The organism is Pseudomonas fragi (assembly GCF_025426255.1).
Lineage (GTDB): Bacteria > Pseudomonadota > Gammaproteobacteria > Pseudomonadales > Pseudomonadaceae > Aquipseudomonas > Aquipseudomonas kulmbachensis.
Map to the genome: position 1 here is coordinate 4,077,897 of NZ_CP104861.1, position 17,707 is coordinate 4,095,603.

The following is a 17,707-nucleotide window of genomic DNA, read 5'->3' on the forward strand; positions in this document are numbered from 1 at the left end:
CTTTGACCAACATTAGGCGCTAAGTGCGCTCGCGTGATGCCGCAAGTGGTCATCAATAAAGCTGGCGATGAAGAAATAGCTGTGGTCGTAGCCCGGCTGCAGGCGCAGGGTCAGCGGATAATCCGCCAATCTGGCGGCCTGCTGCAGTGCTTCAGGCTTGAGTTGCACGGCCAAAAAGTCATCCCGATCACCTTGATCTACCAGCAATGGCAACTTCTCACGAGCCTCACTGATCAACACGCTCGCATCCCACTCACGCCAGCGCGAACGCTCGTCACCCAAATAGTTGGAGAACGCTTTTTGCCCCCACGGGCAATCCATCGGATTACTGATCGGCGCAAAGGCTGATACCGACTGATAGCGCCCAGGGTTGCGCAGCGCACAGACCAAAGCGCCGTGGCCGCCCATCGAATGGCCGCTGATGCCACGCTTTTGCGAAGCCGGGAAATGCGCTTCGACCAAGGCTGGCAACTCCTGCACCACATAATCGTGCATCCGATAATGTTGTGCCCAAGGCTCTTGAGTGGCGTTCAGATAGAAACCTGCGCCCAGACCAAAGTCCCAGGCACTCTGCGGGTCATCCGGCACCCCCTCGCCACGCGGGCTGGTGTCGGGCGCCACGATAATCAGCCCCAGCTCGGCAGCCATTTTCATGGCACCTGCCTTGTGCATAAAATTCTCGTCGTTACAGGTCAGGCCCGACAACCAGTACAGCACCGGTAACTTGGCGCCCTGCTCGGCCTGCGGCGGCAAGTACACGGCGAATACCATGTCACAGCCCAGTACTTCAGAGCGATGCTTGTAACGCTTGTGCCAGCCGCCAAAGCTTTTTTGGCAGGAGATATTTTCCAATGTCATGGGCAGCTCCAGGCTTTCAGCTGCAAGCCACAAGTTAAAAGCAGGCAAGGTGTATCACCCGCTGCAGCTTATAGCTTGCAACTTGCAGCTCTTCGTCAGAAGTGGATTACGGTGCGAATGCTTTTGCCTTCATGCATCAGGTCAAATGCCTTATTGATATCTTCCAGGCCCATGGTGTGGGTGATGAAAGTATCCAGCGGGATCTCGCCGCTTTGCGCCATGTCGACATAGCTTGGCAATTCGCTGCGACCGCGCACACCACCGAACGCCGAACCGCGCCAGACGCGGCCAGTCACCAGCTGGAATGGACGGGTTGAAATTTCCTGGCCTGCACCGGCTACGCCGATAATCACGGACTCGCCCCAACCCTTGTGGCAACACTCCAGTGCCGCACGCATCAGCTGTACATTACCGATGCACTCGAACGAGAAGTCGACGCCGCCGTCGGTCATGTCGACGATCACATCCTGAATCGGGCGATCGAAATCTTTCGGGTTTACGCAATCGGTGGCACCTAACTGGCGGGCAATTTCAAACTTGGCCGGGTTGATGTCGATGGCAATAATCCGCGCAGCCTTGGCTTTTACGGCGCCGATCACTGCAGACAGACCAATACCGCCCAGGCCGAAAATCGCCACGGTATCGCCCGGTTTGACCTTGGCGGTGTTGAGAACCGCACCGATCCCGGTGGTGACGCCGCAACCCAGCAGGCACACCTTCTCAAGGGGTGCATCTTTCTGAATTTTCGCGACCGAAATCTCCGGCAGCACGGTGTATTCCGAAAACGTCGAAGTACCCATGTAATGGAAAATCGGCTGACCTTTGTAGGAGAAGCGCGTAGTGCCGTCCGGCATCAGGCCCTTGCCTTGAGTCGAGCGAATCGCCTGACACAGGTTGGTCTTGCCCGACAGGCAGAATTTACACTTGCCGCACTCAGGTGTGTAAAGCGGGATGACATGATCACCGACCGCAACCGAAGTCACGCCTTCGCCGATCGCTTCAACGATGGCGCCGCCTTCGTGGCCCAGGATCGACGGGAAGATGCCTTCCGGATCCGCACCGGACAAGGTGTAAGCATCGGTATGGCAAACACCCGACGCAACAACCCGCAGCAGCACTTCGCCAGCCTTTGGCATGGCAACGTCAACTTCTACGATTTCCAGCGGCTTTTTGGCCTCAAACGCTACGGCAGCACGTGACTTGATCATCAATCGTCTCCAGCAAAGTAAAAACAAGACGCCGAGTGTAAATCAGCGCTGAGTGATTAATAATCCAGACAAAAGCAAAACATTATTGCCATACAGGGATAATCACCCATGAATGAGAACCGTTGGGAAGGTATCGACGAGTTTGTCGCCGTGGCCGAGTGCGGCCAATTCACAGCGGCGGCCGAGCGCCTTGGCGTCTCTTCATCCCATATCAGCCGGCAGGTGGCGCGCCTCGAAGAGCGCCTGCAAACGCGTCTGTTTTATCGCAGCACCCGAAAGGTGACGCTGACCGAAGCCGGGCAAACTTTTTTGCAACACTGCCAGCGCCTGCAAGATGGGCGGGAAGAGGCGCTGAGAGCGGTCGGTGATCTGGCCAGCGAACCCAAGGGCATGCTGCGCATGACGTGTGCGGTAGCTTATGGCGAGCGATTTATCGTGCCATTGGTCACACGCTTTATGGGGTTGTACCCACAATTGCGGGTCGATATAGAACTCAGCAACCGGCCATTGGACCTGGTACATGAAAGCCTTGACCTGGCAATTCGCTTGGGCCGTTTGCAAGATTCGAGATTGGTAGCCACCCGCCTCGCCCCCAGGCGCATGTATGTCTGCGCATCACCTTCCTACCTGGAACATTACGGCCGCCCCCATAGCCTGTCGGAATTGAGCCGGCATAACTGCCTGATTGGCAGCTCCGATCTGTGGCAATTACAGCAGGACGGACGCGAGTTTTCGCAACGGGTGCAGGGTAATTGGCGCTGCAACAGCGGGCAGGCGGTACTGGATGCAGCGTTACAGGGTGTGGGGCTGTGTCAGTTGCCGGATTACTACGTGCTGGAGCATTTGAAGAGCGGTGCATTGGTGTCTCTGCTCGACACCCACCAGCCGCCCAACACTGCGGTCTGGGCGCTGTACCCGCAACAGCGGCACTTGTCGCCAAAAGTCAGAAAACTGGTGGATTACCTTAAGGAAGGTTTGGCGAAGCGGGAGGAGTATCTAACGCTATCTCTGTAGCCGCTGCCGAAGGAACGAGACTGCGTTCCTTCGGCAGCAGTTACATGCTCAGCGATTAAGCCAACGCAAACGCAGCCATTCCAGGTCTTCCGGGCGGGTGACCTTGATGTTGTCCGAACGCCCTTCGATCAGGCGCGGGGCCAGACCGGCCCACTCCATCGCCGAAGATTCGTCAGTGATGGTCGCATCTGCCACCAGGCTGTCAGCCAAGGCACGATGCAAGGCCCCCAAGCGAAACATCTGCGGTGTATAGGCCTGCCAGATCAAACTGCGATCAACGGTTTCAACTGCGCGACCATTTTTGTCGACGCGCTTGAGTGTGTCCCGCGCAGGAACAGCCAGCAAACCACCCACAGGATCGTCAGCCAATTCACTCAGCAGTTTGTTCAGGTCTTCACGTGACAGGTTTGGCCGTGCCGCATCATGGACCAACACCCAATCGTCATCCGCAGCGCCTTGGGCATGCAGATGCAACAACGCATTGAGCACGGAATCCGCCCGCTCGCGCCCGCCATCCACCCGCACTACACGAGGGTCAGCGGCACATGGCAAAGCTGGCCAAAAGGGATCATCAAACGCGACGCTGACCACCAGCCCCTTAAGGCCGGGATGGTCGAGAAAACAGCTGATGCTGTGTTCGAGAATACTGCGCCCGCCCAACTGCAAATATTGCTTGGGACGGTCCGCGGCCATACGGGCACCAACACCCGCGGCAGGAATCACGGCCCAGAAGGCCGGTGTTGGATAGCTCATTGGGCCAACTGATAGAGGGTTTCACCCTCCTTGATCATGCCCAACTCATGGCGAGCACGCTCTTCAACGGTCTCCATGCCTTTTTTCAGCTCCAGCACTTCCGCATCCAGGACGCGGTTACGCTCCAGCAAAATTTCATTTTCAGCATGTTGATCGGCTATTTGCTGGGTCAGGTCGGTAACCTGCGCCAAACTGCCATTCCCCACCCACAGGCGATACTGCAGGCCAGCGAGCAGCAAGAGCAAGATGAGAAACAACCAATTGGGACTGCGCATCGAATATCAGGTATCCAGTAAAAAGACAGCCATGCCGACAAACGTAAACAACCAATAGTACAAAGCCTGGAAGAACCAGGCTTGTACCGATGTGCATCAGATTAGTGTCAAAAGACTCGCAGTGGCGAATTTTCCGACACAAGCTGCAGTCTTTTTACCACGCCGTACTTAGCCGCGGAACTCGCTGCGACCGTTGTACTTGGCTTTTGCACCCAGTTGCTCTTCGATACGCAGCAATTGGTTGTACTTGGAAACGCGATCAGAGCGGCACAGAGAGCCGGTCTTGATCTGGCCAGCCGCAGTACCCACTGCCAGATCGGCAATGGTGGAATCTTCGGTTTCGCCCGAACGGTGCGAGATCACAGCCGTGTAACCAGCAGCCTTGGCCATCTGGATAGCTTCCAGAGTTTCGGTCAGGGTGCCGATCTGGTTGAACTTGATCAGGATCGAGTTGGCGATGCTCTTGTCGATGCCTTCTTTCAGGATCTTGGTGTTGGTTACGAACAGGTCGTCGCCAACCAGCTGAACCTTCTCACCGATTTTGTCGGTAAGGATTTTCCAGCCGTCCCAGTCAGATTCGTCCAAGCCGTCTTCGATCGAGATGATCGGGTAGCGCTGGGTCAAACCTTTTAGGTATTCAGCAAAACCTTCGGAACTGAAGACTTGACCTTCACCGGACAGGTTGTATTTGCCGTCTTCGTAGAACTCGCTTGCCGCGCAGTCCAGCGCCAGGGTCACGTCAGTGCCCAGGGTGTAACCGGCGTTGGCGATGGCTTCGGAGATCACTTTGAGTGCATCTTCGTTGGAAGCCAGGTTAGGTGCGAAACCACCTTCGTCACCCACTGCGGTGTTCAGGCCACGGGCCTTGAGCACAGCTTTGAGGTGATGGAAGATTTCGGTGCCCATGCGCAGCGCGTCGGAGAAGGTCTTGGCGCCAACCGGCTGAACCATGAACTCTTGAATGTCGACGTTGTTATCAGCGTGCTCGCCACCGTTGATGATGTTCATCATCGGAACCGGCATCGAGTAAACACCCGGCGTGCCGTTCAGGTTAGCGATGTGCGCGTACAGCGGCAGGTCCTGGTCCTGTGCAGCGGCTTTGGCAGCAGCCAGAGACACGGCCAGAATGGCGTTGGCGCCCAGGGAGCCTTTGTTCTCAGTACCGTCCAACGCGATCATCGCGTGGTCCAGCGCCTTTTGGTCAACCGGGTCTTTACCCAGCAGCAAGTCACGAATCGGGCCGTTGATATTGGCAACGGCTTTCAGTACGCCCTTGCCCAGGTAACGGCTCTTGTCGCCATCACGCAGTTCCAGCGCTTCACGGGAACCGGTGGATGCACCGGACGGCGCGCAAGCGCTGCCGATGATGCCGTTGTCGAGAAGCACGTCCGCTTCCACAGTGGGATTGCCACGGGAGTCGAGAACTTCACGACCTTTGATGTCGACGATTTTTGCCATTGTTGTAAACACTCCAAAGTTGACGAAAACGACGCAGCTGAGGGAAATATTGTTATCGGCGGCAAGGGTCAAACAGCAGGCAGCCTTGCGGGCGATAAGGCTCGGGCTTCATCAGCCCGAGAAATCGTGCGGTACTTTACCGGAGAAACGAGGGTTACGCGGTTTCTATTGTCGGAAAACTTTTAACCAACTCATCCAGAGACTTCAACTGGGCCAGGAACGGCTCCAGCTTGTCCAGACGCAAGGCACAAGGGCCGTCGCATTTGGCGTTGTCCGGATCCGGGTGTGCCTCAAGGAACAGACCCGCCAGGCTCTGGCTGATGCCAGCCTTGGCCAGATCGGTCACCTGGGCACGACGACCACCGGCAGAATCCGAGCGACCACCAGGCATTTGCAGCGCGTGGGTCACGTCGAAAAACACCGGGTACTCGAACTGCTTCATGATGCCGAAGCCCAGCATGTCTACAACAAGGTTGTTGTAGCCAAAGCTGGAACCACGTTCGCAGAGGATCAACTGATCATTGCCCGCTTCTTCGCACTTGCTCAGGATGTGTTTCATCTCCTGGGGCGCAAGGAACTGGGCTTTCTTGATGTTGATCACGGCGCCGGTTTTGGCCATTGCCACGACCAGGTCAGTCTGACGCGACAGGAAAGCCGGCAGCTGGATGATGTCGCAGACTTCGGCGACCACGGCTGCCTGGGCAGGTTCGTGGACGTCGGTAATCAGCGGCACACCAAAAGCGGCCTTGATGTCTTGAAAAATCCGCATGCCTTCTTCGAGGCCAGGGCCACGGTAAGAGCTGACAGATGAGCGATTGGCCTTATCGAAACTGGCCTTGAACACGTAAGGGATACCGAGCTTTTCAGTAACCCGCACGTACTCTTCACACACCTTCATGGCCATATCACGGCTTTCCAGCACGTTCATGCCACCGAACAAGACCATTGGCTTGTCGTTGGCAATTTCGATATTGCCTACACGGATAATCTTTTGCGCCATGCTGATTACGCCTTCTTCTCGTGTTGTGCCAGTGCTGCCTTGACGAAACCGGTGAACAATGGATGGCCATCACGTGGCGTGGAGGTGAACTCCGGGTGGAACTGGCAAGCGACGAACCAAGGATGATCCGGAGCTTCAACCACTTCTACCAGCGCGCCGTCACCGGAACGACCGGTCACTTTCAGGCCAGCTTCAGTCAACTGCGACAGCAGGTTGTTGTTCACTTCATAGCGATGACGGTGACGTTCAACAATCACGTCCTTGGCATAGCAATCGTGAACCAGGGAACCGGCTTGCAGCTGGCAATCCTGGGCACCCAGACGCATGGTGCCGCCCAGATCCGAGGTTTCAGTACGGGTTTCGACTGCACCAGTGGCGTCTTCCCACTCGGTGATCAAGCCTACAACCGGGTGGCCGCTGCTGCGATCGAACTCGGTGGAGTTGGCGTCTTTCCAGCCCAGCACGTTACGTGCGAACTCGATAACCGCTACTTGCATGCCCAGGCAGATACCCAGGTATGGAACCTTGTTCTCGCGAGCATACTGAACAGCCGTGATCTTGCCTTCGACGCCGCGCAGACCGAAGCCGCCCGGAACCAGAATGGCATCACAGCCTTCAAGCAGTTCAGTGCCTTTGTTTTCGATGTCTTCGGAGTCGATATAACGCAGGTTGACCTTGGTACGGTTGGAAATGCCGGCGTGGCTCATCGCTTCAATCAGCGACTTGTACGCGTCCAGCAGTTCCATGTACTTGCCAACCATCGCGATGGTGACTTCGTGCTCTGGATTGAGCTTGGCATCGACAACCTGTTCCCATTCGGACAGGTCGGCGCTGTTGCATTCCAGGCCAAAACGCTCAACAACGAAATCATCCAGACCCTGAGCGTGCAGCATGCCCGGGATACGGTAGATAGTGTCGGCGTCTTCCAGCGAAATAACGGCACGCTCTTCAACGTTGGTGAACAACGCGATCTTGCGACGCGAAGAAATATCAACGTGGTGATCGGAGCGGCAGATCAATACATCTGGCTGCAGGCCGATGGAACGCAGCTCTTTAACCGAGTGTTGCGTTGGTTTGGTTTTCGTTTCGCCAGCAGTGGCGATGTACGGAACCAGAGTCAGGTGCATCAGCATGGCGCGCTTGGCGCCTACTTCGATGCGCAACTGACGGATTGCTTCGAGGAACGGTTGCGACTCAATGTCACCCACAGTACCGCCAATCTCAACCATCGCTACGTCGGCATCGCCGGCGCCCTTGATGATTCGACGCTTGATTTCGTCGGTGATGTGCGGAATGACCTGGATGGTTGCACCCAGGTAATCACCACGGCGCTCCTTGCGCAGGACGTGTTCGTAAACGCGGCCCGTGGTGAAGTTGTTGTTCTGGGTCATGGTCGTGCGGATAAACCGCTCGTAATGGCCCAAGTCCAGGTCGGTTTCGGCGCCGTCGTGTGTGACGAACACTTCACCGTGCTGGAACGGGCTCATGGTGCCCGGATCAACGTTGATGTAGGGGTCCAGCTTCAGCATGGTGACCTTAAGTCCCCGCGCCTCCAGGATGGCTGCCAATGAAGCCGAGGCAATGCCTTTCCCCAATGAAGAAACAACACCGCCCGTGACGAAGATGTAGCGCGTCATGAAAAACCCTAGAAGTCTGCGTTAAAGCGGTCAGAGCCGCCGGGGAAAGCGAAGGAAGGCCGAAGCCCCCAATCACCAGCATTAGTCACAGTGCACCTTTCGAAAAACTGCTGCGTTGAAACAGACCGATGGAAACCATCGGTTCGATGCAAGCCACACATTTTTTTAAAATCGCCCAGCAAAGACTGCTTGGTAATCGGCAACTTCTGTAATTCTGGTGAATCCACAGAAGTTGTATCAAGAAGGGAGCGTAGTCTACCGGAAACCCCCTTTCAGCTCAAACCTTGATCGCTCAAAGTTGGCAGCCACTGTAATTGCCAGCGTCCACAGGGGCTGGAGTCCAGTCCATTGAGGTTTGCCACGGCCAATAACTGCTCATTACGGTACAGAAGCGGCAATCTGCCACGGGCGAATAGCGGAACACCCCGCTCGTTCAGCAACCGCTTCAGATCGCGATGACCGCGCTGCTCCAGCGCCATCACTTCACCGCCTTGACGATAGCTCACTTGCAAGGGGCCATCGGGAATATCCCCGACAAAGCGCACCCGACCGTTACCCGGTAGTGCCAACACTTGATCGGGCTGGGCCCACGACACTGGCGCAGTTGGCTGATACAGCCAGTCACCGGACAACCACCAGATGCGCGCACCCGCGCGATGCAGCTCACCCTGGGCCAGTTTCCAGACCGGCTGCGCGCCGTCACGAGCATCGCGCAATGCGTCCCACCCGGCCCAATGGTCGGTATCAGGCAATTGCGTGAAGGCCGCCAGCCAGTGACGCAAGGCATTGCGCTGACGTGCAGGAGACAACGCGGCGACCGGGGCAAGCTCCAGCGAAGGCAGGCCTAGCCAGACAAATTCATCGGCAGCGCTTGCCGCGTGAATATCCTGCTGCGCCAACTCATCAAGCAGGCCTTGCGCCTCGGCACAATGTGCAGCGCTGCGAGCCATGCTGGCAGCGGCTTGCGGCCAGCGCCGACGCAGAGCGGGAAATACCTCATGGCGCAGGTAATTGCGGGAAAAGTCTGTCTGGGTGTTGGACGGGTCTTCGATCCAGCTCAGATTGTGCTCGCGGGCATAGGTTTCAAGCTGAGTACGAGGCACATCCAGCAAGGGCCGACACAGGTGCCCTGCCCCCAAACGACGCTGACGCGGCATGGCCGCCAAGCCGCTGACCCCAGCCCCGCGTAACAAACGAAACAGCAGGGTTTCGGCCTGATCGTCGCGATGCTGCCCGGTGAGCAACACTTCCTGAGCTCCGGTAGCTGCCACAAACACCTGATAGCGCGCATCCCGCGCCGCACGCTCGATACTGGCACCCGCTTGAACTTGCACCCGAACAACCTGCAGCGGCACGCTCAGCCCGTCACACAGCACCTGGCAATGGGCCGGCCACGCATCAGCCGCCGCCTGAAGACCATGATGAACATGGATCGCGGTAATTGGAGGTAATGGGTGGGTTTGACGAAGTTGCACAAGAAGGTGCAGCAGGACGGTAGAGTCCAGACCGCCGGACAGCGCGACGTGCCAGGCTTTGGCATTGCGCCAGGGTTTCAGGGCTGCAAAAAGTAGAGTCGAAAAATCAGACATTGCAAAAACCTGTGGGAGCTGGCTTGCCTGCGATGCAGACAACTCGGTCTTTCAGACAAACCGCGTAGATACCATCGCGAGCAAGCTCGCTCCCACATTCAGATTTCGCTAAATCAGAGACCGTAGCTCATCAGGCGATCATAACGACGCTTGAGCAGCGTTTCGTGGTCCAGCTTGTTCAGCATGTCCAACTGGGAAATCAGATCTGCACGAATCGAGGCAGATGCTGCTGCCGGATCACGGTGCGCGCCGCCCAATGGCTCGCCAATCACCTTGTCCACAATACCCAGGCCTTTCAGGCGCTCAGCGGTGATACCCATCGCTTCAGCTGCGTCCGGCGCCTTTTCGGCGGTCTTCCACAGAATCGAGGCACAACCTTCAGGCGAGATCACTGCGTAGGTCGAATACTGCAGCATGTTCAACTGGTCACAAACGCCAATTGCCAATGCACCACCCGAACCGCCTTCACCGATAACGGTAGCGATGATCGGGGTTTTCAGACGCGACATGACGCGCAGGTTCCAGGCAATAGCTTCGCTCTGGTTGCGCTCTTCAGCATCAATACCAGGGTAAGCACCCGGGGTATCGATGAATGTCAGGATCGGCATTTTGAAGCGTTCGGCCATTTCCATCAAACGGCAGGCCTTGCGATAGCCTTCAGGGCGCGGCATACCGAAGTTGCGACGCACCTTCTCACGGACTTCACGGCCTTTCTGGTGACCAATCACCATCACTGGCTGATCGTCCAGGCGGGCAATACCACCAACGATGGCAGCGTCATCCGAGAAGTGACGATCGCCATGCAGCTCATCGAATTCGGTGAAGATGTGCTGAATATAGTCCAGCGTGTATGGACGGCGCGGGTGACGGGCCAGGCGGGCAATCTGCCAGCTGGTCAGTTTGCCGAAAATATCTTCAGTCAGCGTTTTGCTTTTGTCTTGCAGACGAGAGATTTCATCGCTGATATTCAGCGAATTGTCATTACCAACCAAGCGCAACTCTTCGATTTTGGCTTGCAGGTCAGCAATCGGCTGTTCGAAATCAAGAAAATTCGGGTTCATAAGCATCCGTCTTGGGTCGGCGGCAAAGCATGCCAGAAGGTTTGAAACCCAGCATTTGCTGGCGTTTCGAACCGAGCTGGGGCAGCCGGTTGATCTGTATCGCGCCTACCTTAAGGGACAGGCGCTCTCAGGTCGAGATTAAAAATTCAGGTCGAGGTCAGGGCGCGCTAATCGCCCCTGACCGTCAACGGTATTGGAGGAAGACGTTGTCTCGCCCGAACTGGTCACGCAGGGCTTGAATCAAGCTGTCCGCCGGATCGATTCGCCAGGTCTCGCCAAACTGCAACATGGCCTTGGCGTCTTCGCCGGTGTAGTCCATGGTAATCGGACACGCACCGCGATGTTTCTTTAACAACTCGCCCAACCAGCGCAATTGATCACCCTTAAGCGCGGCCCGGTTGACTTTCAATCGCAAGCTTTCGGCCAGACTGGTGCGCGCATCTTCCATGCTCATCACCCGCTTGACTCGCAATCGCAGCCCGCCAGAGAAATCGTCATTACTGACTTCACCTTCGACCACCACCATCGCATCAGTCTGCAACAGCGATTGCGCCGAATGGAAGGCTTCGGCAAACAGCGAGGCCTCAATCCGTGCCGAACGATCGTCAAGGGTGATGAAGCCCATCTTGTCGCCCTTTTTGTTCTTCATCACTCGCAACGCGATGATCATCCCGGCCACGGTCTGAGTGTCGCGCGCAGGTTTCAGATCAATGATGCGCTGACGGGCAAAGCGGCGAATTTCGCCTTCATACTCATCAATCGGATGACCGGTCAGATACAGGCCCAGCGTGTCCTTTTCGCCTTTGAGTCGCTCCTTGAGCGTCAGTTCCTTGGCCTTGCGGTGATTGGCATAGACGTCCGCATCGACCTCGACAAACAAACCGCCAAACAGGTCAGCGTGACCGCTGTCATGGGTGCGCGCGGTCTGCTCGGCCGCCTTGATCGCTTCTTCCAGCGCCGACAACAACACTGCACGGTTCTGGTCGATGCTGGCCTGCCAGGCTTTGGGCTCGTCATGAAAGAACGGCCCCAAACGGTCCAGCGCGCCACTTCGAATCAGGCCATCAAGCGTGCGCTTGTTGATGCGCTTAAGGTCTACCCGGGCACAAAAGTCGAACAGATCCGTGAATGGACCGTCCTGGCGCGCTTCGGTAATCGCCTCAACCGGCCCCTCACCTACTCCCTTGATTGCCCCCAGACCGTAAATGATCCGGCCTTCGTCGTTCACCGTGAACTTGAACTCCGAAGCATTCACATCCGGCGCGTCGAGACGCAGCTTCATGCTGCGAATTTCTTCGATCAGGATCACGACTTTGTCGGTGTTGTGCATATCCGCCGACAGTACCGCAGCCATAAACGGCGCCGGGTAGTGGGTTTTCAGCCATGCGGTCTGGTATGACACCAGGCCGTAGGCAGCGGAGTGGGATTTGTTAAAGCCGTAACCGGCGAATTTTTCCACCAGGTCGAAAATGTTACCGGCCAGGTCGCCATCAATATTGTTGTTGGCACAACCCTCAATAAAGCCGCCGCGCTGCTTGGCCATTTCTTCGGGTTTTTTCTTGCCCATGGCCCGACGCAGCATGTCAGCGCCGCCGAGGGTATAACCGGCCATGACCTGGGCAATCTGCATCACCTGTTCCTGATACAGGATGATGCCGTAGGTCGGTGCCAGTACGGGCTTGAGCCCTTCGTACTGATAATCCGAGTGCGGATATGCCAGTTCGGCCCGGCCGTGCTTACGGTTGATAAAGTCGTCAACCATGCCTGACTGCAATGGGCCTGGACGGAACAGGGCCACCAATGCGATCAAGTCTTCCAGGCAGTCGGGCTTGAGCTTTTTGATCAGCTCTTTCATGCCACGCGACTCAAGCTGGAACACCGCGGTGGTCTCGGCCTTTTGCAGCAACTGGTAGGTCGGTTTGTCGTCAAGCGGGATAAAAGCGATATCCAGCGGTGGCTCATCAACCTTGGCACGCTCGCGGTTGATGGTTTTCAGTGCCCAGTCAATAACCGTCAGGGTCCGCAGACCGAGGAAGTCGAACTTCACCAGACCGGCAGACTCAACGTCATCCTTGTCGAACTGGGTAACCAGACCGCCACCCTCTTCGTCGCAGTAAATCGGCGAGAAGTCTGTCAGTTTGGTCGGCGCGATAACCACACCACCGGCGTGCTTGCCGACGTTACGCACAACGCCCTCAAGCTTGCGGGCCATTTCCCAGATTTCAGCTGCTTCTTCATCGACCTTGATGAAGTCACGCAGGATTTCTTCCTGTTCGTAGGCTTTTTCCAGGGTCATGCCGACTTCAAACGGAATCATCTTCGACAGACGATCCGCCAGACCGTAGGACTTGCCCTGCACCCGCGCCACGTCACGGATTACCGCCTTGGCGGCCATCGAACCAAAGGTGATGATCTGGCTTACCGCGTTGCGACCGTATTTTTCGGCCACATACTCGATGACCCGGTCGCGACCATCCATACAGAAGTCGACGTCGAAGTCGGGCATCGATACCCGTTCCGGGTTAAGGAATCGCTCGAACAGCAGGTCATATTCCAACGGATCAAGGTCAGTAATCTTCTGCACATAGGCCACCAGCGACCCTGCACCCGAACCACGGCCCGGCCCTACCGGCACACCGTTGCTCTTGGCCCACTGGATAAAGTCCATAACGATCAGGAAGTAACCGGGGAACCCCATCTGGATGATGATATCCAGCTCGAAATTAAGCCGGTCGACATACACCTGACGCTTGGCGTCGTAATCTTCGGTGGTGTCCTTGGGCAGCAGAACACTCAGGCGATCTTCCAGGCCATCAAACGATACTTTGCGGAAATACTCATCGATGGTCATGCCATCGGGAATCGGGAAGTTGGGCAAAAAGTGAGTGCCCAACTTGACTTCAATATTGCAGCGCTTGGCGATTTCAACCGTGTTTGCCAGCGCTTCAGGCAGATCACTGAACAGCTCGGCCATTTCCTCGGCACTTTTCAGATACTGCTGATCGCTGTAATTCTTGGAGCGGCGCGGATCATCCAGGGCCCGGCCTTCACCAATGCACACGCGGGTTTCGTGAGCTTCGAAATCCTGCTGCTTGATAAAACGCACATCGTTGGTCGCCACCAGCGGCGCGCCAATCCTGTCCGCCAGGGCTACGGCAGCATGCAGATGCTCTTCGTCGTTGGGGCGCTTGGTGCGCTGAATTTCCAGATAAAAACGGTCCGGGAACACCGCCATCCATTCGCGGGCCAGGGTCTCGGCTTCTTCAGTGTTGCCACTGATCAGCGCAACACCTATCTCGCCCTCTTTCGCTGCCGAAAGCATGATCAGGCCTGCAGCAGCCTCGGCTACCCACTCGCGCTCAATGATCACCTGGCCATTGCGCTGACCATCGATGTAACCACGGGAGATCAGCTCGGTGAGGTTGCGATAACCCAAAGGGTTCATCGCCAACAGACTGATACGACTCAGCGGGTTTTCCGGGTCCTTGTTCGACAACCACAGATCCGCGCCACTGATCGGCTTGATCCCGCCGCCCATGGCCGCTTTGTAGAATTTGACCAGGGAGCACATGTTGTTCTGATCGGTCACCGCGACAGCGGGCATATTCATGCCGGCCAGGGTTTTGATCAGCGGTTTGATCCGCACCAGGCCATCGACCAGGGAGTATTCAGTGTGCAGGCGCAGGTGAACGAATGAAGCCGGCATGGTGATCCTGTCTATAAGCTTTGAGAAACAACAAGGCCCGGATTGTACCGGGCCTTGGCAAAAACATCAGCCTTGCGGCTAAACCTTGGCGAGACCTTCAAGGGCCTCATAGGCACGACGCACCGGACCAAACGAACGCCGGTGAATGGGTGTCGGGCCAAGACGCTCAAGGGCTTCGAGGTGCACCGGTGTTGGGTAACCCTTGTGACCGCCGATACCATAGCCCGGATACTGCAACTCAAATGCAGCCATTTCACGGTCACGGCTGACCTTGGCCAGAATCGACGCCGCCGCAATCGCCGGAACCTTGCTATCGCCTTTAACAACGGCTTCAGCAGGCATTGCCAACTTGGGGCAGCGATTACCGTCGATCATCGCCAGTTTAGGGGTAATGCTCAGCCCTTCGACTGCACGCTGCATGGCTAGCATGGTGGCGTGCAAAATATTCAGCTCGTCGATCTCTTCGACTTCGGCCCGAGCAATACACCAGCTCAGGGCTTTTTCACAGATTTCGTCATAAAGTTTTTCACGACGCGCTTCGGTGAGTTTTTTCGAATCGTTGAGCCCGACGATGGGCCGATTGGGGTCAAGAATAACGGCAGCAGTCACCACGGCGCCACACAGTGGGCCGCGACCCACCTCATCGACACCGGCAACAAGGTCTTCGACCAGATTGAAGTCCAATCCGATTTGCATGGTTACTTTACTCACTTGGATTGTGCAATCAGGTCCAGTACCGCTTTGGCGGCCTGATTGGAAGCGTCGAGGCGCAATGTGCGATGAATCTCGTCAAAGCCGCGAGTCTGCTCTTCACCGCCGTCCAGCAGGGGCAGCAGGGTCTGGGCCAGGGCTTCAGGCGTCGCAGCGTCCTGCAACAGCTCGGGCACCAGCATCCGCTGAGCCAGCAAGTTGGGCAGCGACACGTACGGACTTTTGACCAGGCGCTTGAGAATCCAGAACGTCAACCGAGCCAGGCGATAAGCCACCACCATCGGCCGCTTGTAGAGCAAGGCTTCCAGCGTGGCAGTGCCGGATGCAATCAGCACCGCATCGCAGGCTGCCAGTGCCAGGTGTGATTGACCATCAAGCAAGGTCAGCGGCAGGTCGCGCCCAACCAGCAACTGCTCGATTTGCTCACGGCGCGCGGCACTCGCACACGGCAATACAAAACGCACATCAGGCCGGGCTTCGCGGATTTTTTGCGCCGCATCGAGAAACAACCCACCAAGCTTGCCCACTTCACCGCCGCGACTACCGGGCATCAAAGCGACCAACGGCCCGTCAGGCAGACCCAGTTCAGCGCGAGCACCGGCTTTATCTGCTTCAAGTGGGATAGTGTCGGCCAGCGAGTGCCCGACGAAACGCACAGGTACGCCGTGCTCTTGGTAAAACTTGGCTTCAAAAGGCAACAGTGTGAGCATCAAATCGCAGCCTTCGCGAATTTTCAGCACGCGCTTCTGACGCCAGGCCCATACCGAAGGGCTGACGTAGTGCACGGTCTTGATTCCGGCACGGCGCAATTGAAGTTCAATATTGAGGGTAAAATCAGGTGCATCAATACCGATAAACACATCGGGTTTTTCGGCAATCAATGTCTGAACCAAGAGCTTGCGGCGCTTGAGCAGCTCACGCAGACGCCCCAGCACCTCAACCAGCCCCATCACCGACAAACGCTCCATCGGGAAGTAGGAGGTCATACCCTCTGCTTCCATCAACGGACCGCCAACGCCGATAAATTCGATATCAGAATGCTGAGCCTTGAGTGCCCGCATCAATCCCGAGCCCAAAATGTCGCCCGAGGCCTCCCCCGCTACCAGCGCGATACGCAATCTGGCCATGACTAGCGCGTAATGCCGCGGGTGGAAGAGCGAATGGACTCAACAAACATGGCAACTTCAGGGAACAGCAGAGCAGGCTCGGCCAACTCGGCAAGTGCCTGATCAACGGTCAGCCCCTGGCGGTAGACCACTTTATAGGCACGACGCAACGCATGAATGGCGTCATCACTGAAACCGCGACGGCGCATACCTTCGAAGTTCATGCTGCGGGCTTCGGCAGGGCTGCCGAACACAGTCACAAACGCAGGAACATCCTTGCCGATGGCGGTGCCCATGCCCGAAAAGCTGTGGGCGCCGATATGGCAAAACTGATGAACCAGGGTAAAACCTGACAGGATCGCCCAATCGCCCATATGCACATGGCCCGCCAACGCTGAGTTGTTGACCAGAATGCAGTGGTTGCCAATCACGCTGTCATGCCCGATATGGGCATAGGCCATCACCAGGTTGTGATCACCCAGCGTGGTCTCGGCACGGTCCTGAATGGTTCCTCGATGAATCGTCACACCTTCACGAATAACGTTGTGATCACCGATAACCAGGCGAGTTTCCTCACCCTTGTACTTGAGATCAGGCGTGTCTTCGCCCACCGATGAAAACTGGTAGATACGGTTGTGCTTACCGATTTTGGTTGGGCCCTTGAGAATCACATGCGGCCCAATCACTGTCCCCTCGCCGATTTCCACACCTGCGCCGACGATCGACCAAGGGCCGACCTCGACGTCGTCGGCCAATATGGCCGTCGGATCGATGATTGCGCGAGGGTCAATCAAACTCATAGTTTGCGTTCCGCACAGATGATTTCAGCCGAGCATACCGGCTTGCCATCCACCGTGGCCTGACACTCGAACTTCCAGATGGAGCGCTTGCAGCTCACGAACTTGGCTTCAAGGATCAACTGATCACCCGGCAGCACAGGCTGACGGAAGCGCAGCTTGTCGGAGCCTACGAAGTAATACAGTGTGCCGTCAGCCGGCTTGAGATCCATCATCTTGAAGCCAAGAATGCCGGCAGCCTGAGCCATCGCTTCAATGATCAACACACCGGGCATGATCGGGTGCGCCGGGAAGTGGCCGTTAAAAAAAGGCTCATTGATGCTGACATTCTTGTAGGCACGAATGCGCTTGTTCTCGACATCCAGATCCACCACTCGGTCCACCAGCAGGAACGGGTAACGGTGGGGCAGATATTCGCGAATCTCGTTGATGTCCATCATTTCGTGGGGAAGCCTGTAATAAAGATTGGGCGCGCGCGACTAAGGCGCGCTCCTCTAGCAAATCAAGGAAGCAAACCAGGGGTTCAGCACGCTT

At 56.7% G+C, this 17,707-nt stretch carries 15 protein-coding genes; 1 reads left to right on the top strand and 14 read right to left on the bottom strand.

Features of this window, described 5'->3' with window-relative positions; translation table 11 throughout:
- Nucleotides 1–12 precede the first annotated feature (12 nt).
- Nucleotides 13–858, bottom strand: a complete 846-nt coding sequence (fghA, locus tag N7D90_RS18940) for an S-formylglutathione hydrolase (RefSeq protein WP_405046605.1) — start codon at nucleotides 856–858, stop codon at nucleotides 13–15.
- Between the two features lie 95 nt (nucleotides 859–953).
- The gene (locus N7D90_RS18945; protein WP_261739432.1) at nucleotides 954–2,066 is read right to left on the bottom strand and encodes an S-(hydroxymethyl)glutathione dehydrogenase/class III alcohol dehydrogenase; all 1,113 of its coding nucleotides are present in this window, start codon (nucleotides 2,064–2,066) and stop codon (nucleotides 954–956) included.
- Nucleotides 2,067–2,174: 108 nt separating this feature from the next.
- Here N7D90_RS18945 and N7D90_RS18950 point away from each other — a divergent pair, with 108 nt between their 5' ends.
- Nucleotides 2,175–3,080: a LysR substrate-binding domain-containing protein gene (locus tag N7D90_RS18950; RefSeq protein WP_261739433.1), complete on the top strand. Its 906-nt coding sequence runs from the start codon at nucleotides 2,175–2,177 to the stop codon at nucleotides 3,078–3,080.
- Between the two features lie 48 nt (nucleotides 3,081–3,128).
- On the opposite strand, the gene ispD is transcribed toward N7D90_RS18950, so the two are convergent.
- The 12 genes from ispD to fabZ all read right to left on the bottom strand — a co-directional run bounded on the left by ispD (nucleotide 3,129) and on the right by fabZ (nucleotide 17,613).
- Nucleotides 3,129–3,833, bottom strand: coding sequence for a 2-C-methyl-D-erythritol 4-phosphate cytidylyltransferase (ispD, locus tag N7D90_RS18955; RefSeq protein WP_261739434.1), 705 nt, complete (start codon nucleotides 3,831–3,833; stop codon nucleotides 3,129–3,131).
- Nucleotides 3,830–4,108: a cell division protein FtsB gene (gene ftsB, locus N7D90_RS18960; protein WP_261739435.1), complete on the bottom strand. Its 279-nt coding sequence runs from the start codon at nucleotides 4,106–4,108 to the stop codon at nucleotides 3,830–3,832. Before ftsB ends, ispD begins: the two co-directional genes overlap by 4 nt.
- A 168-nt stretch (nucleotides 4,109–4,276) precedes the next feature.
- Nucleotides 4,277–5,566: a phosphopyruvate hydratase gene (eno, locus tag N7D90_RS18965; protein WP_261739436.1), complete on the bottom strand. Its 1,290-nt coding sequence runs from the start codon at nucleotides 5,564–5,566 to the stop codon at nucleotides 4,277–4,279.
- A gap of 154 nt (nucleotides 5,567–5,720) precedes the next feature.
- Nucleotides 5,721–6,566, bottom strand: a complete 846-nt coding sequence (kdsA, locus tag N7D90_RS18970; protein ID WP_060694718.1) for a 3-deoxy-8-phosphooctulonate synthase — start codon at nucleotides 6,564–6,566, stop codon at nucleotides 5,721–5,723.
- 5 nt (nucleotides 6,567–6,571) lie between these two features.
- Entirely contained in the window at nucleotides 6,572–8,203 is a 1,632-nt protein-coding gene (locus N7D90_RS18975) for a CTP synthase (protein WP_261739437.1), read from the bottom strand.
- A 272-nt stretch (nucleotides 8,204–8,475) separates the two neighbouring features.
- Entirely contained in the window at nucleotides 8,476–9,792 is a 1,317-nt protein-coding gene (gene tilS / locus N7D90_RS18980) for a tRNA lysidine(34) synthetase TilS (RefSeq protein WP_261739438.1), read from the bottom strand.
- Nucleotides 9,793–9,905: 113 nt separating this feature from the next.
- The gene (locus N7D90_RS18985) at nucleotides 9,906–10,853 is read right to left on the bottom strand and encodes an acetyl-CoA carboxylase carboxyltransferase subunit alpha (protein ID WP_261739439.1); all 948 of its coding nucleotides are present in this window, start codon (nucleotides 10,851–10,853) and stop codon (nucleotides 9,906–9,908) included.
- Between the two features lie 184 nt (nucleotides 10,854–11,037).
- Nucleotides 11,038–14,559 (bottom strand): DNA polymerase III subunit alpha, encoded by a 3,522-nt coding sequence (gene dnaE, locus N7D90_RS18990; protein WP_261739440.1) that lies wholly within the window; start codon nucleotides 14,557–14,559, stop codon nucleotides 11,038–11,040.
- Nucleotides 14,560–14,637: 78 nt separating this feature from the next.
- Nucleotides 14,638–15,255, bottom strand: coding sequence for a ribonuclease HII (rnhB, locus tag N7D90_RS18995; protein ID WP_261739441.1), 618 nt, complete (start codon nucleotides 15,253–15,255; stop codon nucleotides 14,638–14,640).
- A gap of 11 nt (nucleotides 15,256–15,266) precedes the next feature.
- Nucleotides 15,267–16,397 (bottom strand): lipid-A-disaccharide synthase, encoded by a 1,131-nt coding sequence (gene lpxB / locus N7D90_RS19000; RefSeq protein ID WP_261739442.1) that lies wholly within the window; start codon nucleotides 16,395–16,397, stop codon nucleotides 15,267–15,269.
- 2 nt (nucleotides 16,398–16,399) lie between these two features.
- Nucleotides 16,400–17,176 carry an acyl-ACP--UDP-N-acetylglucosamine O-acyltransferase gene (gene lpxA, locus N7D90_RS19005; protein ID WP_261739443.1) on the bottom strand — a complete coding sequence of 259 codons (777 nt, stop codon included), beginning with the start codon at nucleotides 17,174–17,176 and terminating at the stop codon, nucleotides 16,400–16,402.
- On the bottom strand, nucleotides 17,173–17,613 hold the full coding sequence (fabZ, locus tag N7D90_RS19010) for a 3-hydroxyacyl-ACP dehydratase FabZ (protein WP_261739444.1): 441 nt from the start codon (nucleotides 17,611–17,613) through the stop codon (nucleotides 17,173–17,175). The genes lpxA and fabZ overlap by 4 nt, the downstream gene beginning before the upstream one ends.
- Between the last annotated feature and the right edge of the window lie 94 nt (nucleotides 17,614–17,707).